Source organism: Pseudidiomarina homiensis (assembly GCF_003987225.1).
Classification (GTDB): Bacteria; Pseudomonadota; Gammaproteobacteria; order Enterobacterales; family Alteromonadaceae; genus Pseudidiomarina; species Pseudidiomarina homiensis.
Map to the genome: position 1 here is coordinate 1,023,063 of NZ_PIPX01000001.1, position 22,793 is coordinate 1,045,855.

Here is a 22,793-nt window from a genome sequence, read left to right on the forward strand (position 1 = left end):
GCTTTTTTTATCAGTGCAATTGTCGCTTTAATCTAGATCGGCAAAAAACGAGTCCGGCAACCATCGTGGACGTTGCTCATCGTTGGCAATCGTTTTACCAATCTCAAAGTTAATATTGGTAAACACCACACCAGCCTCATAGTTGATGGGCAAGCTCGGTTGATCGCTTGGACGGTGATAGTGCTCAGCGAAGAACTCGCCCCAGATCTTGCCGCCATCTTCATCTTCACCTTTAGCGGTAAAACCAGTCATTAAGAAAACCGCTGGAACGCCTTTTTTCACAAACGGATAATGATCTGAACGGGTAAAAATAGCTTGTTCTGGCATCGGATCTTCACTCAACTCGATACCGTATTGCCCTGCTGCCTCAGCCACTGAGTCACCCAACGTTGAATGGGTAGAGCCAAACGCGATAACGTCAGCAAAGTCATACAACAACACCGGCATATCCAAGTTTACGTTTGCAACAATCTGCTGTAACGGTACGGTTGGGTAGTGGGCAAAATAATCGGCCCCCAACAAGCCACGTTCTTCGGCGGTGACTGACAGGAACAAAATGGAGCGCTTCGGGCGTTCTTCAGCTTCAACGAACATGCGCGCCGTTTCCAGTAACACGCTCACACCGCTGGCGTTATCCATGGCGCCATTGTTGATATGATCATCTTGGCTCAAGTCTTGGGTTACGCCGATGTGATCCGAGTGTGCGGTATACAACACATACTCGTTCTGCAATTCCGCATCAGCACCTGGCAAAATCGCTGCCACATTCGGGCTAGAGATCTCTTCATGGCTTGATTGACGCGCTAAAGTGACCTTGCTATTCAGTTCGAATGGCTTTGGCTGTTCACCTTTTTCAAGCTGTGCAAACACCTCATCCAAACTAATCGCAGCATTTGCGAACAACGATTCTGCGGCACGATAGTCAACATAAGCAGAACCTTGTAACTTTTTGTACGTCACATTAGGTTCACCCTCTGGATTTAACCAGGTCACCCGCGGTGCACGTTGATACATCGCACTCACTTTGAATGGGCGAACTTCTTCACGCATTGGTGTATGCAGTGTGATAACACCAACGGCACCACGCTCCGCAGCAAATTTAGTTTTACTACTGTTTAAATGTGCCCCCTCTTCACTTGGAAGCTCCTCCGGGCGACCAGAAACCATCATGACCACTTTGCCATCCACATCAACGTTGGCATAGTCATTCAAGCCAAACTCTTCGGACACCAAACCATAACCGACAAAAACAACCGGTGCGGTGACCGTCGACTCAGTAGTATAAGCACTTGGTCCGGTAAGAAACTCTTCACCATATTCAAGTTCAAAAGTTTCAGAACCGGTATCGACGATCATTTTCGCGCTACCTTCGACCAATGAACTACGCCGAAACGCAATACGCTGATAATAACTGCCGTTATCGCCTGCTGGCTCTAGCCCTAAAGCTTGAAACTGTGCAGCAATATACTGCGCAGCGATTTCGTGGCCACGACTACCAGTGTCACGTCCTTCTAAGGCATCACTTGCCAGAAATTCTAAATGCGACTGCAGCGCATTTGCATCAGCCGAGACCGTCGCAGTCTCAGCCTTCGTCGTTTGTTCGCCGCAGGCCGTCAATAACGCAGCCAACGCCGCTGCGCTGACCCAAGTTTTTACTCGCATAAGTTCAGGTTCCTATCACTCAAGATCAAAAAATTCGTCCGCTGGAAGTGTACCTAAGCACAACTCAGAACAGAAGCGATTGCTGTAGAGCTTTGTAATCGTTTGTTTCAAATTCTAAGAAAGGCTTGAATTGTTATAGTATAACATTACAATAAATCCAAAATGATCATCCGAGGACGCAACTATGATGAAGTACAGCCCGATCGCACTTGTGGTAGCCCAGCTGCTTGCACCTGCAGCCTACGCCCAAGATGAGAACAAAGATGAACAACACCAACACGAAAATACTGAAGTTATTGTGATCAACGCATCACCATTAGCACGCACTGAGCTTAACTCAGCGCAGCCAGTATCAGTGATTAGCGGTGATGAACTACGTGAAAAACAAGCCCACACGCTTGGTGAAACCCTTGCGCATGAACCTGGTATTAACTCGACCCATTTCGCTCGTGTTGCCTCTAGTCCCATTATCCGCGGCCTTGATGGTCCGCGTGTCAAAGTAACCCAGAATGGCCTAGATAGCGCGGACGTATCGCGCGGCAGCCCTGATCATGCTGTCACCACCGAGACATCGGTGGCACAACAAATTGAAATTCTTCGTGGTCCCGCAACCTTGCTGTACGGCAGTGGCGCTATTGGAGGAGTTGTGAATGTCGTCGATGAACGCATCGCTCAAGAACATGTTGGTGGCACCCGCGGCTTTTTCGGCGGTAACCTAGCAAGCGTCGATGATTTACGTGATGTGAATGCCGGCGTAAGTACTGACATCGGCAATACAGTATTACACGTCGATGGCTTCGCCCGTAGTAGTGACGACTACCAAGTACCAAGTTTCACCAACGATGAAGGCGAAACAACCGACACCATTGAGAACTCTTTCGTTGATGCGCAAGGTGGTACTCTTGGTTTAAGTTACTTATTTGACGGCGGCTTCATCGGTGCATCCTACGCACGCCTTGACCAAGAATACGGCATTCCAGGCCACCATGCACATGAAGAAGAACATGGTGAAGAGGAGCACAGCGACGAACCACACGAAGAAGAAGCACACGAAGAGGAAACCGGTCCATTCGCCGATCTCAAACAAAACCGCTGGCAACTGCATGCCGGTCTAGAAAACCCATGGCAAGGTGTTGAACAACTCTCGGTTCGTTACGCTTACACTGACTATCAGCATCAAGAAATCGAAGATGCCGCGCCGTCAACCACCTTCACTAACGAACAGCACGAACTCCGCGTGACCGCCAACCATCAGCTTACCGACCAATGGTACGGTGCTTTTGGTTACCACGGCTTCTTGCAGGAGCAAGCAGCTTTTGGCGAGGAAGCCTATACACCGGCCAGCGAAACTGACCGCCACGGCCTCTTTTGGTTGATCGAAACACGGGAGAATAAACTTAATTACCAACTCGGTGTACGTTATGAGAATGTCAGCATCAACGCTCCAACCGTAGAACTCGGTCGCCAACAACATGACTTTGACCCATTATCGGCATCATTCGGCGTAACCTATCAATGGCACCCTGCTGTTATGTTCAATGCCAATTACAGTTTCGCGCAGCGCGCACCATCGGCGAACGAAATTTTTGCCAACGGCGCACACTTAGCAACACAAACCTATGAGTTAGGCCTGAACTACGACGTTCACGCAGAAGCTGAACATTTGTACGTGATTGAGCCTAATGAACGTTCGATCGAACTCGAAACCTCACATTCTTTAGACCTTGGGGCACACTTTGAAACGGGTGAAAATCACTTAAACATTAACCTGTTCGTTAATCGTGTGAACAACTTTGTGTACGAAAGCTTTACCGGCTTGAACAGCGTTGATTTAGCTTTTGACCACGATGACCACGCCGACGAAGAAGTGCATGAAGGGGAGCCTGAAGGCGAACACGATCATGAAGAAGGCCTCCCTGTCGTGCAGTACAATCAAGAAGATGTCGTGTTATTTGGTTATGAAATCGATGGTCGTTGGCAATTAGCACCTAACTGGCGCTTAGATGCCTTTAGCGACTACACTCGCGCATACGCTATCGATAACAACGCAAACCTGCCACGTATTCCCTCACAGCGTATTGGTGCTGAATTTACCTATAACGAAGGTAACTGGGAATCGAGCCTTGGTTATGTCTGGTATGCAGAACAGAATCGAGTTGCTGCTAACGAAGAGCGTACACCAAGTTATGGCCTGCTAAATGCGCAGTTTAACTGGTTCCCGCAAGGCTTCTCACGCTATAACTTAAGTGTGTATGTTAAAGCTGAAAACCTGACCGACAAACTCGGCTACGTTCATACCTCGTTCTTGAAGTATGACGCTCCTGTTGCTGGGCGTAACTTCAGTATCGGCTTGCGAGGTGAATTCTAGCGCAAACCCGCTGCGCTTTATCGCAGCTTGACCGAGCTCGCTTGCTGCTTTGTTACACTGAGGTCACTATTCGCGAACTTTAGTGTCGACAAGGAAGCAGCAATGCGAGCTCTGATTTTTACGCTACTCCTAGCTACGCTCACCACCTCTGCCGTTGAGGCGCAGTCCACCGCTGCGGCGGAAAACTTCGGTGAGCAACGGCTGAGCATCGAGCGGATGTTTTCTGCTCCTGACCTGACCACCTCAGCGCCAAGTCAACTGCGTTTTTCTCCCGATGGGCAGGTCATCAGTTATTTACGCGGCAGTGCCGACAACCCCAACATTAATGATTTATGGCTTTACGATATTCGCAAACAAGAACATCGCCGTTTGGTCGCAGCCAGCCAACTGGTTGACGACCCGGCGGCAATGTCTGCAAGCGAGCGAGCGCGACGCGAGCGCCTGCGCATCCGCGCCAGCGGCATCGTTGATTATCAATGGGCCAATAACGGCCAGCACTTATTGATTCCACTCAGTGGTCAGCTCTTTCTCGTCGATCTTAAGTCTGCCAACGTTACCCCATTAACTGACAGCAACAGCAGTGTTACCGATGCGCGCTTTTCGCCACAAAGTAACTTTGTCAGCTTCATTGAACAGAACAGCTTGTTCATCCTCGATCTCGCCGAAAACCGTCGCCAACAAGTGAGCCCAGCAGCCACCGAAACCCTGCACTACGGCGTGGCCGAGTTTGTTGCGCAGGAAGAAATGAAACGTATGACTGGCTATTGGTGGAGTCCTGATGAGCAAAGTATTGCCTTCACCCGAGTGGACACGAGCCCGGTCGATCTACAAACACGTACCGACGTGTACGCCGAGCGCACCGAAGTGGTGCAACAACGTTACCCTTTTACCGGAACAGCGAACGCGGATATTGACCTAGGAATTTGGCAGCGCGATAGTGCTGAAACGACTTGGTTGAAACTTGGACAACGGCATCAAGAAGGTTACTTGGCTCGCGTTAAATGGTTACCCGATAGCTCTCAGGTCAGCTACCAATGGCAAACCCGCAAGCAACAACAGCTCAGCCTCTATTTACAGCCGCGCACGGGCGGTGACGCGACCGCAATTCTTAGTGAAAGCAGTAACACTTGGGTGAATTTACATGATGACCTCATCTTCTTAGCCGACGCGCGCCACTTTATTTGGGCCTCTGAACGTAGCGGCTACAAGCACCTGTATTTATATCGCACCGATGGCAGTTTGATCCGCCAATTGACCAGCGGCGAATGGCAAGTTGATAGTGTTGCCGCCGTCGACGACACCACTGGCTTTGTGTACTTTATGGGCCGCAAAGAAACGCCACTGGAACGCCACCTCTATCGGGTGAGTATGACCACTACCAACCCGAGCCAACCAACTCAGCTGACCCAAAGACAAGGTTTTCATACGGTCGATTTTGCCCCCAACCAACGCAGCTATATCGATTACTATTCGAGCAGCACACAACCGCCGCAAGTCAGCTTGCACGGCCCTACAGGAGAGCGCATTGCCTGGTTGCATGAAAACCAAATTAACGGCAGTCATCCGTTAGCTCCTTACCTTGCACATTGGTCGTACCCGGAGTTCGGTACCCTGCGCGCCGACGATGAGCAAATTCTGCATTATAAAGTAACGAAACCTGCGGTCATGGTCGACAACCAAAGTTATCCGGTCGTGGTGATGGTCTACGGCGGGCCTCGAGCTCAGCGCGTGACCAACAGCTGGGGTGATTATTTTACGCAATACTTGGCACAGCAAGGTTATGTGGTATTCCATCTCGACAATCGCGGCAGCGGTCATCGCGGCAAACAATTCGAGCAAGTTATCTATCGTAACCTTGCTCAAGCAGAAGTCGCCGACCAAATGAAGGGGGTCGAATTTTTGCGCAGCTTGCCTTACGTTGCCGATGACAAGATTGGCGTATTTGGGCACAGCTATGGCGGCTACATGGCCTTGCATTTAATTTTACGTGCGCCTGAACACTTCAGCGCTGCAGTTGCCGGAGCCCCAGTTACCGATTGGCGTTTATACGATACGCATTACACCGAGCGCTATATGGGCACACCGCAAGACAATCCTGACGGTTATCGGGCAGCCGATGTTTTAACCTACGCCAAAGACCTCAAACAACCGCTGTTGATTTATCATGGAATGGCGGATGACAACGTGCTTTACACTCATACAGCTAAGCTGACGTATGCCTTGCAGCAAGCAATGTTGCCGTTCGAGCTTATGGCTTACCCAGGCAAGCAACATGGGCTTCGCGGGCGCGAAACGTCAATACATCGGTACCAGATGATCGCAGACTTTTTTGCCCGCCACTTACAATAAGATATACTAAGCGCATCGATAATCCTCAAGGAGTGAAACTGATGCGCTTTTTATCTCGCCGTTTGGTCATGCCGAATGATCTGAACTTTGCTGGCTCTTTATTTGGTGGCCGAATTCTCGAATGGATTGACGAAGAAGCCTACATCTTCGCTGCGTGCCAGCTCGACGCCAAAAGCCTCGTTACCAAACATATCGGCGCAATTAGTTTCGAAACGTCAGCCTACCAAGGCGATGTTGTGGAATTTGGTTTAGGTGTGAAAAAAGCCGGTCGCACGTCGGTTACCCTCACCTGCGTGGTGCGTAATAAGCAGACCAAGCAAAATATCTGCGTTGCCGATGACATCGTGTTTGTCCATATCGACCCCGCCACACGAGCACCGCAACCTCATGGCAAAACCCTTGCCGAACTCGAGTCCATTAAAATAGAAACGCCGGAATAAATCCGGCGTTTTTTCTTTCTGGCGTGCTTGCCGTGTTATTACTTGTGCAAATAGGCACCGGCAAAACACGTTACTGGCGTACCACTTGGCTTGCCATGCTGCCAATCACCACCTTCCACGCCACTGCCAGCAATATCAACGTGAACGTAAGGTAATGGATGGTCACTGTCATTGCCATGGCGATCGAGACCCGAGGCAATCGCTAAAAAGGCCATCGGGAATTGATGCCCACGCTTGGTGCTTACCGATGGACCATTATTGCTCGACAACACGTCATCTGACTTCGTCCGCGGCGCAACAAAACTGAAATCCTCGCGGCGTGACCAGCTTACTTCCGCTGGGTCACCATACACTTCGCCAGCTTCCCAAAGCTTGTCATGCAAGCCTACAGCCCGAGCGGGACCATTCGGTACTAATGCTGTGTAAGGCCCCTTGGCCAAAGCTGCATGCCCCGTCAATGTCGCCACACTGAACAGTTGCGGACGTGGATAGTTGCTCGCCTGCACGCGCAAATGCGAGAGCAAGTCAGCCAACACCAAACGACCTTCCGCATCAGTGTTACCAATACGCACACGCACACCGCTGTGCGCCTTGATAATCTCATCTGCGACAAAGGCTTCGGCGCCAATGCTGTTACGCACCACGCCTAGCTCAGCCACCACACTCACTGTGTCTGGGCGCATTTCCGCCACGGTTTTCATAAACCCAGCGACGCCTGCAGCACCACCTTTGTCACGACTCATACCGGCCATGTGACCGCCAGTTTTGAGGTCAGCACCACCAGTGTCGTAGACAATGCCTTTACCAGCAAACATAAGGGTTTGCTCAGCTGCTGGCGCATCATACTCAAGGCGAACGACGCATGGCCAGTGGCGCTCGACACCTAGTGACGCACGGCCCACTGCCATTAATAGTGGATACTCGTGTTGCAACTGCTGAATGTCATCAATCACCGTAACTTTGACTGGTGTATGGGCAAACGCTTGTTGGCAATACTCAGCAAAACGTGGCGGCGCCATGCGCTCCGGCTCGGTACCACACAGGTCGCGCGCGACCCGCTTACCCGCTTCAACCGCACTCAACCAATCGGCGTCAAGCGTTCCCACTACGCCAACGTTAGTGATGGTCTCAATCGTCTCTTCACCAAGCGCCTCGCGTGCTTCAAGTGGTTCATACAGCGCTTGGCATAACCCCCAATAGGCCACCGCTTCAGCCTGGCCGTAACGTGCGTCGTCTTGCGTACCAAACACCACTAAAAGCGGCTGCTTTACGCCTGCTTGCTGAGCAATGTGCGCGCCTGCTGCTGCAGCATCGGCAATATTGCGTACGTCATCGTAATCACGGGTTAACGGTCCCGTTGGCGCCGCAATCAAACGGCCACCAAAGACATCGGCAGCGAGTAATAACGGCTGTTTGCCCACACGTTGATCGTATTGCGCTGCTTGCGCAACAAAGTCGGCAAACTCAGGTGGGAGGTTTTGCGCAAAATCGCCAACCAAAATCACTGCATCATAATCACTGTGTGCAGCGCTGTAACTTTCAACTACTTCAACTGTTGGAAATGCCATAGCTATCCTCGTTGTGGTCAGTTTAGACACGACGCCAGCGGGTGCCTTGCGGCGTGTCTTCAAGTTCAATACCTAGTGCGGTCAATTGGTCACGCGCCGCATCGGCAGCCGCCCAATCTTTTGTCGCGCGGGCGTCATTGCGTTGTTGTATCAAAGCTTCGATCGCCGCAGCATCGACAGCCTCCCCAGCACCACTTTGTAAAAAGGCTTCCGGCGCTTGTTGTAACAAGCCGAGAATGCCGCCTAAGTGACGCAAGGTTGCCGCGTGCCGCGCTGCTATGCTGTCATCGTCAGCACGATGGATTTCACGCGCTAAGTCATAGAGCACTGGCAAGGCTTCAGGTACATTAAAATCATCATCCATAGCTGCCGCAAAGCGCTCTTGAAAAGGCGCGGCTAACTGCGCATCGACGGCGACTTCTGGGATATCACGCAAGGCGGTATACAGACGTTCCAAGCCGGCCCGAGCCTGGTCTAAATTATCGGTAGAATAGTTTAACTGTGAACGATAGTGGCTCGAAAGCAAGAAAAATCGCACTGTCTCGGCATCGTATTCCGCCAAAACATCACGAATCGTAAAAAAGTTACCCAGCGACTTCGACATTTTGACCGCGTCAACCTGCACCATGCCGCTATGCATCCAGTAATTCACATAGTCATGATCATTGGCACAGCAACTTTGTGCTACTTCGTTTTCATGATGTGGAAAAATCAAATCCGAGCCACCACCATGAATATCAAAATTTTCGCCAAGATGGCGTTTATTCATCGCTGAACACTCAATATGCCAGCCTGGGCGACCTTCCCCCCACGGCGAAGGCCAACTCGGTTCGCCTGCTTTCGCGCGCTTCCACAGCACAAAATCAAGCGGATCGGTTTTATTCTGCGCCACATCAACCCGCGCCCCCGACTGCAATTGCTCCAAGTTTTGACGACTTAACTTGCCGTAATTCTCGAAGGTGCTTACATCAAACAGCACATCACCGTCAGCGGCCACATAAGCATGGCCGCGCGCGATTAAGGTCTCGATCATGGTGATAATGTCACCCATATGGCCGGTCACCGTGGGCTCAATGTCAGGACGCACCAAGTTCAGTGCGTCAAAGTCATCGTGCATCGCCTTAGTAAAGCGTGCGGTAACAGCGTCAATCGCTTCATTATTTTCATTAGCACGATTGATAATTTTGTCGTCAACATCGGTAATATTACGCACATAGGTAACTTTATAGCCTTTTGAGCGTAAATAACGCACTACCACGTCAAAAGCTACGTAGGTGCGAGCATGACCAATGTGACAGTAATCGTAAATCGTTACCCCACAAACATACAGCTTCACCTCACCTGGGGTGATCGGCTGAAATACTTCCTTACGACGGCGCAGGGTATCAAAAATGGTCAACATGCGATTTACGACTCCAACTTGTTAGCTTCTTGAACTGATTATGATACCGCATGCTGTAGCCTTCTCACAAACAGTGCTAAACTGTCGCAAATTTTTCGCTAAAACATCAATGGAGTTCGTCCCATGCATGTAACTTTGCATACCAATCATGGTGCTATCAAACTTGAGTTGTACTCAGAACAAGCACCTAAGACTGTTGAAAACTTTTTGCGTTACGTTCGTGAAGGCTTTTACGCTGAAACCTTATTTCACCGCGTGATTAAAGGCTTCATGATTCAAGGTGGTGGTTTTAATCTTGAAATGGTACAAAAGAGCACGCACGACGCCATCGAAAATGAAGCGGATAACGGCCTGAAGAACCTGAAAGGGACTGTCGCGATGGCACGTACGCAAGATCCGCACTCTGCCACCAGCCAATTCTTTATCAACGTTGCCGACAACGAATTCCTTAACTTCAAGAACGAAAGCGTCGGTGGTTGGGGGTATTGCGTGTTTGGTAAAGTCGTCGAAGGTATGGACGTGGTTGACAAAATCGAGCAAGTTTACACCACCCAAGCTGGCTTCCATCAAGACGTGCCGAAAGATGATGTAATCATCGAGAAAGCGACAGTTGAAGGCGAGTAAGGACAACTCGCTTTATGGCCACCTGGTTCATTTCTGATCTGCATTTAAGCCCTGCGCGGCCCGATATCGCTCATCTGTTTTTTGACTTTTTGCGCGACACGGCCCGCAGTGCTGACGCTCTGTATATTTTGGGTGACTTATTTGATGCTTGGATCGGTGACGATGATACCAGTGCCTTTGCGGCGCAGGTGCAAGACGAACTGCGCCGTTTTACTGACCACGGTATTCCCACCTATTTCGTGGCCGGCAATCGCGATTTCCTGATCGGTCGCCAGTTCGCTGAGCGAACCGGTGTAAAGTTACTGACCGACCCCTACGTGATTAACCTCTATGCAACCCCTACGCTAATCATGCACGGTGATTTGCTCTGTACCGATGACCATAGCTATCAACGCTTCCGACGTTGGATTCGCAAACCTTGGTTAACGAAGTTCTTGCTCGCTTTGCCATTGTCAGTGCGCATGCGCATTGCCAATAAGCTCAGGGCGACAAGCAAAACGCAACAACCGTTAAGCGAAGAGCAACTGGCGATTATGGATGCGAATACGACAACGGTCATTGACTACTTTGCGCGCTATAACGTGCGACAAATGATTCACGGCCATACCCATCGTCCTGCGGTACATCAACATAGCGTCGATGGCACCACAGCAACACGCGTTGTGTTAGGTGATTGGTATACTCAGGGCAGTATGCTCAAAGTGACTCACGAAGCGCACAACCTTATGCAGCAACCGCTCCCTGCGGCAGGCCGCTGTGGAACTTAAAGTCTGCGTCAGGTGCTAAAATAAGCTCCGCTTCGCGCTCGCCAAAAAACGCAATCCGCGCACTGATGTCTGCACCGGCAATCTGTTCGGCTAAGGTAAGATAATCCTGATAGTGCCGCGCTTCAGAACGCAATAGCGATACATAGAACTCACTCAGTTGCGGAGGCAGCAAGGGCGCTAATTTAGCAAAACGCTCACAGGAGCGCGCTTCGATGTATGCCCCGCAAATCAATTTATCAATCAGCGTTGCAGGTTCATGAGTCCGAACATGGCGCAATAACTCTTTGGCATAGCGACTTGAAGTTACCTTGTCGTAGGCTACCCCGTAGTGTTCTGCCACTTCGAGAACCTGATAAAAATGATGCAACTCTTCTTTAATGAGCAGCACCATCTTATCAATCAGTTCCGCACTATAGGGCTTATCGGAGCGCGGTATCATTTTCTTTTGTAGCCGATTGTGCTGCGGCAACGTGCGCCAATCACCGATGAGACGATAGGTATAGTCCTCATAGGGCGCTAACCAAGCCAACAGCGCATCACCACTGGCCTGATCCACTGCGTAACGGCGAATTAATAACATTGCACTTTGTGCGGCTTTTAGCTCACAAACCATATGATCACGCAACAAGACCGGCAAATTCTCAGTTTTTTGCGCTTCAGCTAGCCATTCATCAGGCGTCTCGCATTGTAAAAAACTACGAATAGGTTCTAGCAAAGGTTTAATTTGAGCTGCATTCATCAGAGAAACCGCGGATTAAGATTAAAAAGTAGGGAGTAATACGAATAACATCAAGGCCTCGTAGTGTACTCATAAACTTGCGTGGTTGTCACTGAAAAAGCCTTGACACTGTTGAAAATCCGACCAATATAGATGTTAAGTCGGAGCTAAAAATCGACGCTAAACGTACCAAAGAAGTGCGTAAACGAAACCATAATAAATGCAGTTATAACAATAATAATAGTCTATACAACAACGAGAAGTAGAGGTTCACCATGATTTTGAATCACATTTGGGGACTGTACGCACACCCTCGCGAAGAGTGGAAGAGTATTGATGAGCGGCACGAAAGTTTGACTTATGCGCTAAGTCACATTCTTCTTATCGCGCTTATTCCGTGTGCGGCGGCCTATTATGCATCAGCTCATCTGGGTTGGAGTATTGGTGCGCGAGAGGCCACATTTTTAACTCAAACAAGCGCACTATCAATGAGCGTTGCCATGTATGTCGGTATCATCGCGGCCACCTTCGCCTTGGCCTATCTGATCCACTGGATGGCAAAAACCTTCGGCGCATCGCCAACGTTCACACAATCCGTTGAACTTGCTGCGTACACTGCAACTCCGGTCATTATGTCGGGCGTTGCTGCGCTCTATCCAGAATTGTGGTTTGTAACGATGGCGTTCTTAGCGGGAATCGCTTATTCAGTTTACTTGCTCTATTCCGGCGTACCTATTCTGATGCATATTCCAGAAGAACGCGGCTTTATTTATGCGAGCTCGGTGGTAACTGCTGGGCTTATCTTGCTGGTTATCTTAATGGTAGGTTCAGCAATGGTATGGACCAATGGCTTTGGTCCGCAATACATGTAATTTTTGTAAACCAACCCAGAGCCGACCGCAGGAATCTTCCTTGGTCGGCTTTTTTTATGGTTTTATCGCAGGAATGCAGAGAGTACTAAAATCGTCTGCGCTTTTCTGGTAGTCTTTGCCAGTTCATTATTTTCAACTCTCAGGAAAATGTATGCGTGATAATAAAAAAAAGCTTAGCTTAACAACGCGTATCGTCATCGGTATGTTCGCGGGCATCCTCGTTGGCTTTCTACTTAAACTGCTGTTCCCGGAAAGTGTTTTAGTCGAAGGCTACCTGACCAAAGGTTTATTCCACGTCGTCGGTCAGATCTTTATCAGTTCGCTGCAAATGTTGGTGGTCCCGTTAGTGTTTGTGTCGTTGGTGTTGGGTACCTGTTCGATTAGCGACCCGAGTACCTTGGGTAGACTAGGCGGCAAAGCCGTAAGTCTATACATGGTCACCACCGCAGTCGCAATTACCTTTGCCATTTTTGCTGCTGTGTTGATTCAGCCAGGGGCTGGCGTTGAAATACAATCGGACGCAACCTTTGAACCGTCACAAGCACCGTCGCTTGCCCAAGTCATTATCGACCTGTTCCCGAAAAACCCGTTTTCGGCAATGGCCGATGGCAACATGTTACAGATTATCGTATTCGCACTGTTGTTCGGAATCTCAATGGCGCTTATCGGTAAGTCTGGCGAACGCTTGAAGGGCGTCTTTGATGATTTTAACGACGTCATCATGAAGCTCGTTGTGATTTTGATGAACTTGGCACCTTACGGCGTGTTTGCGCTCATGGCCAAGCTCTTTAGTGAAACTCAGTTCGAGACCATTTTCAGCCTTGGTAAATATTTCTTACTGGTCTTCTTTGTCTTGATCTTACATGGCGTTGTGACCTACTCGGTGATCCTCAAAACGATGACCGGTCTGAGTCCATGGATGTTCTTGAAGAAAATGCGTGAAGTACAAATCTTCGGCTTCACGATCTCAAGCAGTAATGCCACCATTCCAGTTACGCTCGAGACCGTCACCAAACGCCTTGGTGTGAGTAACAAGGTCGGCTCCTTCACGGTTCCGCTTGGCGCTACCATCAACATGGATGGTACTGCCATCATGCAAGGTGTGGCGACGGTGTTTATCGCCCAAGTCTACCTCGTCGACTTGAGCATTGCTGATTATGCGATGGTAGTCCTCACTGCGACCTTAGCGAGTATTGGTACTGCTGGTGTCCCAGGCGTTGGTTTAATCATGTTGGCGATGGTGCTTGGCCAAGTAGGTCTTCCCGTCGAAGGGATTGGTTTGATCATTGGTGTTGACCGCTTGCTGGATATGACGCGCACAGCCGTCAACGTAACCGGCGATGCCATGGTCAGCTTGATTGTTGCGAAAAGTGAAGGTGAACTCGATGAAAGCGTCTTCAATGATGAGCAAGCCGATCTTAAAGAACGTGATGTTAGCGAGCAACTCTAACGCTCGCTAAACTCTCTGTAGGGGCGTTTTAGAGCGCCCCTATACCTGCCCCTAACTCACGCCAGAAGAACCTTGTCAGACCCTGCATATCCACCGTCATCGTGTCTGTGTCCCCACGCAGTGCCTGTTGAATAAGTTGTTCCAATAATGGTCCTAACACACCATTGACCCATTCATTGGTCGTTTGCGCACTATTGAGCGGAGGTAAGCGCAGTCGTTCCAGCTTGACACTTACCAATGGCTGGCCTTGATCAAACAAGTTCACCACCACATCCTCAAGCTCGACTCGGTTCACCTGCCATAGAATCTGTTCACTGGCGCGCTGGACTGGCAATTGGCTTTTAACTTTCTCAACCAAGGTATGCAAGTTGGACTGCCCTTCGGCAAAGTAAGCAATGGTGAGTTGCGCATTTTGAATTGTCGCACTATCCAGCTGCAGCTGATCCTGTTGCTGGGTCAGCCAATCACCGGTCAAGCGGATCCGTTCAGCCCAGAGGAGCTGATTCAATCCCGCATCAAGCTCGGCCACTCGGGTGGCAACACCAATATCCGTCGCAAGAAGCTCCGCCGTTAAGGTATTGAGCTCAAAAGAATCGTAGCTAAACGTTGCATCGTAACGCTGATCGACGCGCTCTGTCAGTTGTTCAGCGACACGCTCGGATAGTGTTTGCTCTGGAACGGCTTCAGCACAGCCTGAGACACTCATTAACAATGCCATAGCACTTAATCTAACTAACTTCATCTACTCTGGACCTATGTTGATTTAGCGTTTTTGATGGCGCTCACGATTTTCGTGCTTCTGCTCCGCGTTTTTGCGGAGCATTACGTACACTGAACCGGCCCCACCATGATGTCGCTGGGCACTATTGAAGGCCATAACCGGATCGAGCTGCTTTAACCACTTCACCACATAACTCTTCAACAGTGCCGGATGGGGTTTTGAATGACGGCCCATTCCGTGAACCACAATTGCGGAACGCACCCCACGACGATGACAAAGCTGAATAAAATCAAATAACGCCTCACGGGCTTGGCGTAGACTGTGATGATGCAAATCGAGACTTGCTTCGATACCATAATCACCACGCTTCAGGCGTTTAAATACGCCGTGCTGCACGCCATCGCGACGAAACTCAACCAACTCTTCGGGTTCAACTAAGTCAACAAACTCCATCGACAAATAATTAATGTCGTCTTCAAGCTGACGCTCGGCAGCTTGCCGACGCGCTTCTTGCGCTGCCGTCGGCTTCGTTTTCTTTACCGGTACAACATCGTTGTTATCGATAGGCTTAACATCTGCCATTTGCTGCCTGAACTCGGCAAGCTCCTTCGCAAAGTCATCAGCAGGTTCATCTGAAAAATCGTCACGCATCACAACTCCCGATTACGATTTACTAAGAAACTCTCGGATACTCGTAAGTACGGCTGTTACGTTTTTTCCGATCCGCTCACCCAACGGTCGTTTCTCTTGATAACTCACTTGTAAAATCATTTGCTCGTTGGCGCGTTCAAGCAACCAAGAATCACTTGTTGAAATCGCATCCACCAAAGCAAATTCTTTGGCTTGTTGTGCGGTCCAGTACTCCCCTGTCGCAACTTTTTCGAGGTCAACTTGTGGGCGATAAAGGCCGATATGCTGCTTAAACTGCGCATGAATGTTTTCTAGGTCTTCCTTAAACTTGCGCCGCCCGGCATCGGTGTTTTCGCCAAATAACGACAATGTGCGCTTGTAATCACCCGCGGTGACTTGCTCAAAGTCAACGTCATGCTTTTTGAGCCAGCGGTGAAAATTCGGCAATTGCGCCACCACACCAATCGAACCAATAATAGCAAACGGGGCAGCTACGATTTCGTCGGCAACCGCGGCCATCATATAGCCCCCGCTCGCCGCTACTTTATCGACACTCACCACCAACTTAAGTTCAGCGTCGCGCAAGCGCTGCAATTGTGCTGCAGCCAGTCCATAACCATGGACCACGCCGCCCGGGCTTTCTAGCCGCACAAACACTGTGTCTGATGGCTTCGCTGCGCCGATGACCGCGTTGACTTCACGGCGTAAGTTATCGACTTCATGCGCATCCATACTGCCTTTAAAGTCAATCACAAATACGCGTTTTGCGTCTTCTTTACTCTCTTTGCTTTGCGCTTTCTCGCTTTTTTTCTCTTCCTTTTGCGCCTGTTTGAGTTGCTTCTTATTCAGTAATTCGTGCTCGATAGCTTGCGCCATTTTTCGGAACTGTTTTGATAAGTTGCGCACGTGCAACTCACCTGACTGCTTGCGCTGACGCTGTGCAGCGTTGGCGATAATCCCTACCATTAAGCCAAAGGCCAAAATAATAATGGCTGCCTTGATCACAAAGTCAGCTATTTCTAAAAGAAATTCCATAGTGTCCCCATGCTCTTATTTCACAATGGCCATAAAAAAGGGCCGACGAGCGGCCCTTTGAAACTCATCTGTAAGCAGTATACAGGTTATTGTTGAATCACTGCAGGGTTGCTTACCGGAATTGCCGTTGCATTGGTGCTAAACCAACCTGCCGCTTGCAACTGCATTTCCATCGTCGCTGCAGCCGAGGCGCTTGGATCAACAATCGAACCATGACTACCCTCGATAAAGCGAACTGCACCAGAAATCTTCGAACCATCAGTGCTTGCGGTTGTTTGCGTGATGGTCGGTAATTCAAGTGCCGTGATCAGCGGTTCAGTACCGGCTAAAGGCTTGCCTTCTACGGCATTCGGAATAACTTGGTCCGGTAAGAACTCAGCGCCATTACCAATCACTTCGATCAAGTGAATCGGGCTGTCGTTACCCACCGCCTGCGCTGCGTAGTTAATTGGGTCAGCAGAGTCAATCACCGACTGTGCAGCAAAGGCAAACTGCTCAAACACACCATTAATCTGTGCTTGCTCAGCCGCGCTTAGGCCTGACCAGAACTGCGTATAAACCTGCACCAACAAGCCTTGGAACTCTGGCGAGCTAGGTGAGATGCCGGCCTGTTGCGCAGCGCCATTCACGGCAGCCGCAAAATCGGCATTCGCAGCATAAAGGAGTTGACCTTTGATGACTGGACCAAATGAGTTAGATGCTAACAAGAAGTTGGCAACACTCGCACCTGGCGCCATCAATGAGCTTGCATTAACTTTAAACAGAGCTGATGCAGGAGCAAGCTGACCACTCATAGGTTCATTTGCCATAGCGGTAAAGCCTGTACCAGCAATCGCGCCAAGCGAGTGACCCACAAAGAAAACGTTTTGACCATTGAGCGGAGCGCCTTGCGCAGCATTGAGACTTAAACGTAAACCGAGCAAATCAGAGATTGACTGGCGCAAGTTATCACGAGCAGTCAACAAACTGCCGAGATTCATGTACGCAGTCGGGCTACCGGTCGTTGCGTTAATCGGGCCAAAACCACGATCGCCATGCAGCGGATGGTCAATTGCCACTGTTGCGAAACCCATCACCGCTAGCGTTCCGGCAATACCGAAAGCATTGGTCTTCTCACCAGTAATACCATGTTGGAAGATCACCACCGGCCAACCATTTGCTGGTTCGCTCAATGGGTCTAGACCTTGCGCAGCGCGTACCATATTCGCCATGTTCACGTCTGGTACGGTAACCACTGCTGGAATGTCCATTGCAGTAGTGGCTGCAGGAACAGGGTTATACTTGGTCAAGTGACGCTCTTCGTCGATACCAGGGAAGTCATAACAGTTGTAAGGTGGTAGCAAGCGCGAAGGATCTTCAAACGCCAGCGGATCGATCGCTTCTGCTGGTAGCGCTCCGGCGCCTACAGCACCAAGAATCGATGCAGGGCTATCACACATTGCTTGCCAGCGACCATTCAACGGTGCTTGCTGATTTTCAGCTGTAGGCACTGGTAGATAATACGGCAAGGTGACTTGACCTTGATACAATACTGCCGAAGAAGCAGCTAAATACGCAGGGTCTTGCGGATTGGCTTGCAAACGACCTGCACCGACTAAAGCATCACCTACCGTGATTCCCGTAGGTTGCGCCATCAAAGCAGGACCAGCACCAGAAGAGAACTGTTGTGCCATCAAGCCTTTAATTGCACCAAATACGTCATTAATTGACTGGGTGGTAAAGCTTGACACGTAGATGATATCTTCTTTCGCGACACCAAATGCATCCAGTGCAGCCTCGTGACTATTAATCAAACGCTGTAAGCCAACTCCAGAAGCATCGCCTGATACTGGATCGGTATCCGCATTACGCTTCATTAAGCCATAGGTTTGCGAAGGGCGAACATCACGACCAAGTTCGTCTTGGATGTTGCTGGTCAAAACAGCTGCGTAGCCAGTTTTCGCCTTCAGTGGCTTCAGAGGAATGACAGCAACGCCATCAGGTCCTGTTGCACGAACAATAAAATCAACACCATGTGTCAACTCGCCAGCGACAGCACAAGTTGCCGCAGGACTCGCCGCAGCACACTCAGGACTTACCGCTGAGCCGCCCATGATCGTTTCAAAAACCCGCACACTGCCAGCAGCTTCAAGGGAAGCAGCGTCAACAGCGATTTTGTTACCATTTTCATCTTCTGGCAACGAGAAGCTAAAGGTCATCGTTGAGTGCGTACCCCAACCGTCAAGGCCGTTTAGCGCAACTTGCGGATTTGCATTGTCGGTAGGATCTGCGACTGGAATATTCAACGTTCCATCGACACTACCGCTTAAAAGAATATTTGAAGGCACCGGCACTGCGCCGTTGCTTGGGTCAAACACTACCCGTGTAGCGTTGACTTGAAAATCGACTGTTTCGCTTTGTGGCGCTTCGTCACCACTGCCACAACCGGCTAGGGTAAAGGCGCTGGTAATCGCCGTTGCAAGCAAGAGTTTTTTCATGAGGCTTCCCCAATCCTTGTTCGTGTTGTTATGTTTTGAGCACCTACAGATGCTTTTGTTTATCTTGCCTATCATCGCTTTTTCTAACTGGTAGGACAAGACACACACTTAACAAAATTTTATACACCGCTGAGGCCCAAGTTGAAAGTATTTTTCAAGATTTTCTCGGCAACAGCTGAGAATCTAGATAAAAACCAGTAAACTTGAGCCAATCATTCATTTAACGAGTAGTGTAAGCCGAAAATGAGCAAAATGCATAACGACAACGTAGCAGACTACAGCCTCGAAGGGAAAGTGATCTTGGTGACGGGTGCTGGCGATGGCATCGGTAAAGAAGCCGCACTCACCTTTGCTAAAGCCGGCGCAACCGTCATCTTGTTAGGCCGCACAGTAAGTAAATTAGAAGCGGTTTATGATGATATCATTGCCGCAGGCGGCGCCGAGCCAGCGATTGTTCCACTCGACCTTAAAGGCGCAACGTTCACCCACTACCAAGGCCTGTGCGCTACTATTGTCGAGCAGTTTGGTCATCTTGATGGACTCTTACATAACGCTAGTTTGCTTGGCGTACTATCGCCTTTCGAGCACATCGATCATGGCAATTGGCATGACTTGATGCAGGTGAACGTTACTGCCCAATTTCTAATGACCCAAGCACTCATGCCCGCATTGAAGAAGGCTGAGCATGCCAGCATTGTCTTTACTTCCTCAGGTGTTGGCCGCAAAGGCCGTGCATTCTGGGGTCCCTACTCGGTGAGCAAATTTGCCACCGAAGGATTAGCGCAGGTTATGGCTGACGAATACGAGGGGAGTAACATTCGTATCAACGTCATCAATCCAGGTGCCACTCGCACTTCGATGCGGGCACGGGCCTACCCTGCAGAAGACCGAAGTAAATTGAAAACGCCTGCCGAGATCATGCCGACCTATCTGTATTTAATGAGCGACGCTAGCCTTGGCGTCAATGGCCAATCACTAGACGCGCAGTAACCTAAGAAAACACGCCGCTCGAAAAAGTTGGCGTGTTTTCTTAGTTGACATATAGGGTACGGGGGTATAGATTAACAACATCAACTCATGGAGATGCTTCGATGAAAACAACGGTTACGCCCCATCCTGATGCACTTAAAAAGAATCTCAGCCAACGCCTTAGTCGCATTGAAGGGCAAGTGCGCGGTTTGCAACGCATGGTCGATAACGACATTTATTGTGATGATATCCTTATGCAGGTTGCATCAGTGCAAGCCGCGCTCAACGGGGTTGCGAAGAAGCTTCTTAGTCAACACATGCATAGCTGTGTGAAGGCACGTTTACGTGACGGCGATGACAGCGTACTCGAAGAGCTTGATGTCACTATCGAACGCTTGTTAAAACGCTAATACTCAGTAAGGGAGAACAGAATGGCTACCGAAACACTGCAATTACAACTCTCCGGTATGAGCTGTGCAGGCTGTGCAAAGAGTATTGAGCGAGCACTACAAAGCTGTGACGGTGTAACCAGTGTCAACGTTAACTTTGCGTCAGAAATCGCCGCTGTTACTGGGGACGGTTTACAACCCAAGCAGCTTATCACTGCCGTACAAGATGCCGGCTACAGTGCGCAATTGATTGATCGCAGCCAAAGTAGCCCAGAAGACCAGCGCGACGATGCTCAACAGCTTCAGTTTTTCAAATTCTTAGCGGCGGCAATTCTTTCACTGCCCTTGCTCTACACAATGTTCGGTCATTTCAGTTGGACTTCGGGCATTCCAGTTCCCGCTTTATTAATGAGTCCTTGGCTGCAATTACTGCTCGCTACCCCCGTGCAATTCATTATGGGCTGGCAATTCTACCGCGGAAGCTATCATGCGCTACGTAATGGTGCGGCCAATATGGATGTACTTGTTGCCCTTGGCACCTCGGCAGCCTACTTTTACAGTATTTACCTTGCTTGGTTTGCGCCAGATTACCACCCGCACGAAGGACTTTACTTTGAAACCAGCGCCGTTCTCATCACTCTGATTCTATTAGGTAAGTGGTTTGAGGCTCGTGCCAAAGGTCGATCGTCCAGCGCGATTCAAAAGCTCTTGCAGCTGCAACCGGAACGCGCTTTACGCGAACTTGCCACCGGTGATACCGAAGAAGTTGCTGTTGCCGACCTCAAGGTAGGCGACATCATTCATGTACGTCCGGGACAATCGATCCCTACTGACGGCAAGGTTATCAGCGGTGAATCGGCGATTGACGAGTCGATGTTAACCGGTGAAAGCATGCCTGTCGCCAAACATGACGATGACGTCGTCATGGGCGGCACCATGAATACAACAGGCTTTCTGCGCGTCGAAGTAAAACAAATTGGTGCTGAAACCGCCTTAGCCAAAATTATTCAAATCGTCGAACAGGCGCAAAATTCAAAAGCGCCAATTCAGCGCTTAGCTGACCGCGTAGCGAGTATCTTCGTTCCTGCTGTCTTGGTGATTGCTGCGCTTACCATGTTGACTTGGATCGTCTTCTTAGCCCCTGGCGACTGGCGTTCAGCTTTTGAGGCGACCGTTGCCGTGTTGGTCATTGCCTGCCCATGTGCCCTTGGCCTCGCTACACCAACGTCGATTATGGCGGGCTCTGGGCGCGCTGCGCAGGCCGGCATTTTATTCAAACAAAGCGATGTGCTGGAACGCACGCAAGCCGTTGACACCATCGTATTTGATAAAACCGGGACACTCACCGAGGGGCGGCCGAAACTTACTGACTTTGGCCTCTTCAACCAAGCGTTACCGCAAGCGACTGTCGCAACCCTCGTACACAGCTTAGAGAAGCAGTCAGAGCACCCGCTTGCGCAAGCCATTGTGAATGGGCTCGTTGCCCATCTAGGCAATGACGATGGCGCAACCGACGCCCCCAAAATACAGCAATTTAATGCACATCAAGGCAAAGGCGTCAGTGCCAAGGCAACCTATCATGACCACAGCTATCAAGTGTTTATTGGCAGCTTGCGCTTGTTAGAAGAACAAGGTGTGCATGTAAATGACCATGCCCAGCAGCTCCTCCGCGAACTGCAAACACAGGGCAAAACCGCCATGGCCATCGCTGTCGACGGTGAGTTACATGCCTACGTTGCGGTCGCTGATACGCTCCGCAGTACCAGCAAGGAAGCCCTGCAAGCGTTGCGTCGACGTGGCCTCAAACTGATCATGTTAACCGGTGACAATAACCATACGGCTCAGGCTATTGCCCAAGAGCTAGGCCTTGATGATGTCATCGCTGAGGTTTTGCCGGAAGATAAAGCAAATCACATTAAAGAATTACAAGCGACGGGCGCTACGGTGGCCATGGTCGGTGACGGCATCAATGACGCCCCGGCCCTTGCCGTAGCCGACATTGGGATTGCCATGGGCACGGGCACACACGTCGCCATTGAGGCGGCGGATATCGCGCTGATGCGGGCTGACTTGAACGGTCTAGCACAAGCCTTAGAGATGAGTCGCTTAACCGTTCGTAATATACGACAAAACTTATTCTGGGCGTTTGCGTATAACGTTATAGGCATTCCTATTGCTGCCTCGGGCTTACTTGCTCCATGGTTAGCTGGTGGGGCAATGGCGCTAAGCTCGGTTTCTGTAGTGCTCAATGCCTTACGGTTACAACGAGTCAAGCTCAACCGCCAATAAGCGTTGTGGTCGGCGATAGGTTAGTTTATCGTAGGACGAAGACTTTAAACGAACGGGAAATTT

18 protein-coding genes are annotated in these 22,793 nt (G+C 50.0%); 10 read left to right on the forward strand and 8 right to left on the reverse strand.

What is annotated here, in order from left to right:
* Positions 1 to 27: 27 nt before the first annotated feature.
* A complete protein-coding gene (locus CWI70_RS04980; RefSeq protein WP_126771085.1) occupies positions 28 to 1,662 on the reverse strand; it encodes a M28 family metallopeptidase in 1,635 nt (544 codons plus the stop codon).
* A gap of 184 nt (positions 1,663 to 1,846) precedes the next feature.
* Between CWI70_RS04980 and CWI70_RS04985 the strand changes: the two genes are divergently transcribed.
* The 3 genes from CWI70_RS04985 (at position 1,847) to CWI70_RS04995 (ending at position 6,819) form a co-directional block, all read left to right on the forward strand.
* Positions 1,847 to 4,030, forward strand: a complete 2,184-nt coding sequence (locus CWI70_RS04985) for a TonB-dependent receptor (protein WP_198677648.1) — start codon at positions 1,847 to 1,849, stop codon at positions 4,028 to 4,030.
* A gap of 102 nt (positions 4,031 to 4,132) precedes the next feature.
* Complete coding sequence (locus tag CWI70_RS04990; protein WP_126771087.1) at positions 4,133 to 6,379, forward strand: S9 family peptidase; 2,247 nt, start codon at positions 4,133 to 4,135, stop codon at positions 6,377 to 6,379.
* A gap of 41 nt (positions 6,380 to 6,420) precedes the next feature.
* Positions 6,421 to 6,819 (forward strand): acyl-CoA thioesterase, encoded by a 399-nt coding sequence (locus CWI70_RS04995; RefSeq protein ID WP_126771089.1) that lies wholly within the window; start codon positions 6,421 to 6,423, stop codon positions 6,817 to 6,819.
* A gap of 38 nt (positions 6,820 to 6,857) precedes the next feature.
* Here CWI70_RS04995 and CWI70_RS05000 read toward each other — a convergent pair whose 3' ends face one another.
* Positions 6,858 to 8,387 carry a M17 family metallopeptidase gene (locus CWI70_RS05000; protein WP_126771091.1) on the reverse strand — a complete coding sequence of 510 codons (1,530 nt, stop codon included), beginning with the start codon at positions 8,385 to 8,387 and terminating at the stop codon, positions 6,858 to 6,860.
* A 22-nt stretch (positions 8,388 to 8,409) separates the two neighbouring features.
* Positions 8,410 to 9,789 (reverse strand): cysteine--tRNA ligase, encoded by a 1,380-nt coding sequence (cysS, locus tag CWI70_RS05005; RefSeq protein WP_126771093.1) that lies wholly within the window; start codon positions 9,787 to 9,789, stop codon positions 8,410 to 8,412.
* A gap of 123 nt (positions 9,790 to 9,912) precedes the next feature.
* On the opposite strand from cysS, the gene CWI70_RS05010 reads away from it, so the two are divergent.
* Both CWI70_RS05010 and lpxH read left to right on the forward strand, forming a co-directional pair.
* The gene (locus CWI70_RS05010) at positions 9,913 to 10,413 is read left to right on the forward strand and encodes a peptidylprolyl isomerase (protein ID WP_126771095.1); all 501 of its coding nucleotides are present in this window, start codon (positions 9,913 to 9,915) and stop codon (positions 10,411 to 10,413) included.
* Positions 10,414 to 10,427: 14 nt separating this feature from the next.
* Positions 10,428 to 11,180: a UDP-2,3-diacylglucosamine diphosphatase gene (gene lpxH, locus CWI70_RS05015; RefSeq protein ID WP_126771097.1), complete on the forward strand. Its 753-nt coding sequence runs from the start codon at positions 10,428 to 10,430 to the stop codon at positions 11,178 to 11,180.
* Here the strand turns inward: lpxH and miaE are convergent.
* Positions 11,137 to 11,919, reverse strand: a complete 783-nt coding sequence (miaE, locus tag CWI70_RS05020) for a tRNA isopentenyl-2-thiomethyl-A-37 hydroxylase MiaE (RefSeq protein WP_198677649.1) — start codon at positions 11,917 to 11,919, stop codon at positions 11,137 to 11,139. The genes lpxH and miaE overlap by 44 nt on opposite strands.
* A gap of 254 nt (positions 11,920 to 12,173) precedes the next feature.
* Here miaE and CWI70_RS05025 point away from each other — a divergent pair, with 254 nt between their 5' ends.
* A complete protein-coding gene (locus CWI70_RS05025) occupies positions 12,174 to 12,770 on the forward strand; it encodes a Yip1 family protein (protein WP_126771099.1) in 597 nt (198 codons plus the stop codon).
* 151 nt (positions 12,771 to 12,921) lie between these two features.
* Complete coding sequence (locus CWI70_RS05030) at positions 12,922 to 14,220, forward strand: dicarboxylate/amino acid:cation symporter (RefSeq protein ID WP_126771101.1); 1,299 nt, start codon at positions 12,922 to 12,924, stop codon at positions 14,218 to 14,220.
* 28 nt (positions 14,221 to 14,248) lie between these two features.
* On the opposite strand, the gene CWI70_RS05035 is transcribed toward CWI70_RS05030, so the two are convergent.
* From CWI70_RS05035 to CWI70_RS05050, 4 genes are all read right to left on the reverse strand, one after another.
* Positions 14,249 to 14,962 (reverse strand): hypothetical protein, encoded by a 714-nt coding sequence (locus CWI70_RS05035; protein WP_126771103.1) that lies wholly within the window; start codon positions 14,960 to 14,962, stop codon positions 14,249 to 14,251.
* Between the two features lie 21 nt (positions 14,963 to 14,983).
* Positions 14,984 to 15,592, reverse strand: a complete 609-nt coding sequence (gene smrA, locus CWI70_RS05040) for a DNA endonuclease SmrA (protein ID WP_126771105.1) — start codon at positions 15,590 to 15,592, stop codon at positions 14,984 to 14,986.
* A 12-nt stretch (positions 15,593 to 15,604) separates the two neighbouring features.
* Complete coding sequence (sohB, locus tag CWI70_RS05045; protein ID WP_126771107.1) at positions 15,605 to 16,606, reverse strand: protease SohB; 1,002 nt, start codon at positions 16,604 to 16,606, stop codon at positions 15,605 to 15,607.
* Positions 16,607 to 16,692: 86 nt separating this feature from the next.
* Complete coding sequence (locus tag CWI70_RS05050) at positions 16,693 to 19,083, reverse strand: VolA/Pla-1 family phospholipase (protein ID WP_126771109.1); 2,391 nt, start codon at positions 19,081 to 19,083, stop codon at positions 16,693 to 16,695.
* Between the two features lie 252 nt (positions 19,084 to 19,335).
* On the opposite strand from CWI70_RS05050, the gene CWI70_RS05055 reads away from it, so the two are divergent.
* The 3 genes from CWI70_RS05055 (at position 19,336) to CWI70_RS05065 (ending at position 22,730) form a co-directional block, all read left to right on the forward strand.
* Positions 19,336 to 20,073: a YciK family oxidoreductase gene (locus tag CWI70_RS05055; RefSeq protein ID WP_198677678.1), complete on the forward strand. Its 738-nt coding sequence runs from the start codon at positions 19,336 to 19,338 to the stop codon at positions 20,071 to 20,073.
* A gap of 101 nt (positions 20,074 to 20,174) precedes the next feature.
* Complete coding sequence (locus CWI70_RS05060) at positions 20,175 to 20,462, forward strand: metal-sensitive transcriptional regulator (protein ID WP_126771119.1); 288 nt, start codon at positions 20,175 to 20,177, stop codon at positions 20,460 to 20,462.
* Positions 20,463 to 20,483: 21 nt separating this feature from the next.
* On the forward strand, positions 20,484 to 22,730 hold the full coding sequence (locus CWI70_RS05065) for a heavy metal translocating P-type ATPase (RefSeq protein WP_126771120.1): 2,247 nt from the start codon (positions 20,484 to 20,486) through the stop codon (positions 22,728 to 22,730).
* Positions 22,731 to 22,793: the final 63 nt, after the last annotated feature.

Excerpts from the sequence above, each read along its gene's own strand:
- CWI70_RS04990 (WP_126771087.1), top strand. The coding sequence starts at position 4,133 with ATGCGAGCTCTGATTTTTACGCTACTCCTAGCTACGCTCACCACCTCT.
- CWI70_RS04995 (WP_126771089.1), top strand. The coding sequence starts at position 6,421 with ATGCGCTTTTTATCTCGCCGTTTGGTCATGCCGAATGATCTGAACTTT.
- cysS (WP_126771093.1), bottom strand. The coding sequence starts at position 9,789 with ATGTTGACCATTTTTGATACCCTGCGCCGTCGTAAGGAAGTATTTCAG.
- CWI70_RS04980 (WP_126771085.1), bottom strand. The coding sequence starts at position 1,662 with ATGCGAGTAAAAACTTGGGTCAGCGCAGCGGCGTTGGCTGCGTTATTG.
- lpxH (WP_126771097.1), top strand. The coding sequence starts at position 10,428 with ATGGCCACCTGGTTCATTTCTGATCTGCATTTAAGCCCTGCGCGGCCC.
- CWI70_RS05000 (WP_126771091.1), bottom strand. The coding sequence starts at position 8,387 with ATGGCATTTCCAACAGTTGAAGTAGTTGAAAGTTACAGCGCTGCACAC.
- CWI70_RS05055 (WP_198677678.1), top strand. The coding sequence starts at position 19,336 with ATGCATAACGACAACGTAGCAGACTACAGCCTCGAAGGGAAAGTGATC.
- CWI70_RS05060 (WP_126771119.1), top strand. The coding sequence starts at position 20,175 with ATGAAAACAACGGTTACGCCCCATCCTGATGCACTTAAAAAGAATCTC.
- CWI70_RS05030 (WP_126771101.1), top strand. The coding sequence starts at position 12,922 with ATGCGTGATAATAAAAAAAAGCTTAGCTTAACAACGCGTATCGTCATC.
- CWI70_RS05035 (WP_126771103.1), bottom strand. The coding sequence starts at position 14,962 with ATGAAGTTAGTTAGATTAAGTGCTATGGCATTGTTAATGAGTGTCTCA.
- CWI70_RS05050 (WP_126771109.1), bottom strand. The coding sequence starts at position 19,083 with ATGAAAAAACTCTTGCTTGCAACGGCGATTACCAGCGCCTTTACCCTA.
- CWI70_RS04985 (WP_198677648.1), top strand. The coding sequence starts at position 1,847 with ATGATGAAGTACAGCCCGATCGCACTTGTGGTAGCCCAGCTGCTTGCA.
- sohB (WP_126771107.1), bottom strand. The coding sequence starts at position 16,606 with ATGGAATTTCTTTTAGAAATAGCTGACTTTGTGATCAAGGCAGCCATT.
- CWI70_RS05065 (WP_126771120.1), top strand. The coding sequence starts at position 20,484 with ATGGCTACCGAAACACTGCAATTACAACTCTCCGGTATGAGCTGTGCA.
- CWI70_RS05025 (WP_126771099.1), top strand. The coding sequence starts at position 12,174 with ATGATTTTGAATCACATTTGGGGACTGTACGCACACCCTCGCGAAGAG.
- CWI70_RS05010 (WP_126771095.1), top strand. The coding sequence starts at position 9,913 with ATGCATGTAACTTTGCATACCAATCATGGTGCTATCAAACTTGAGTTG.
- miaE (WP_198677649.1), bottom strand. The coding sequence starts at position 11,919 with ATGAATGCAGCTCAAATTAAACCTTTGCTAGAACCTATTCGTAGTTTT.
- smrA (WP_126771105.1), bottom strand. The coding sequence starts at position 15,592 with ATGCGTGACGATTTTTCAGATGAACCTGCTGATGACTTTGCGAAGGAG.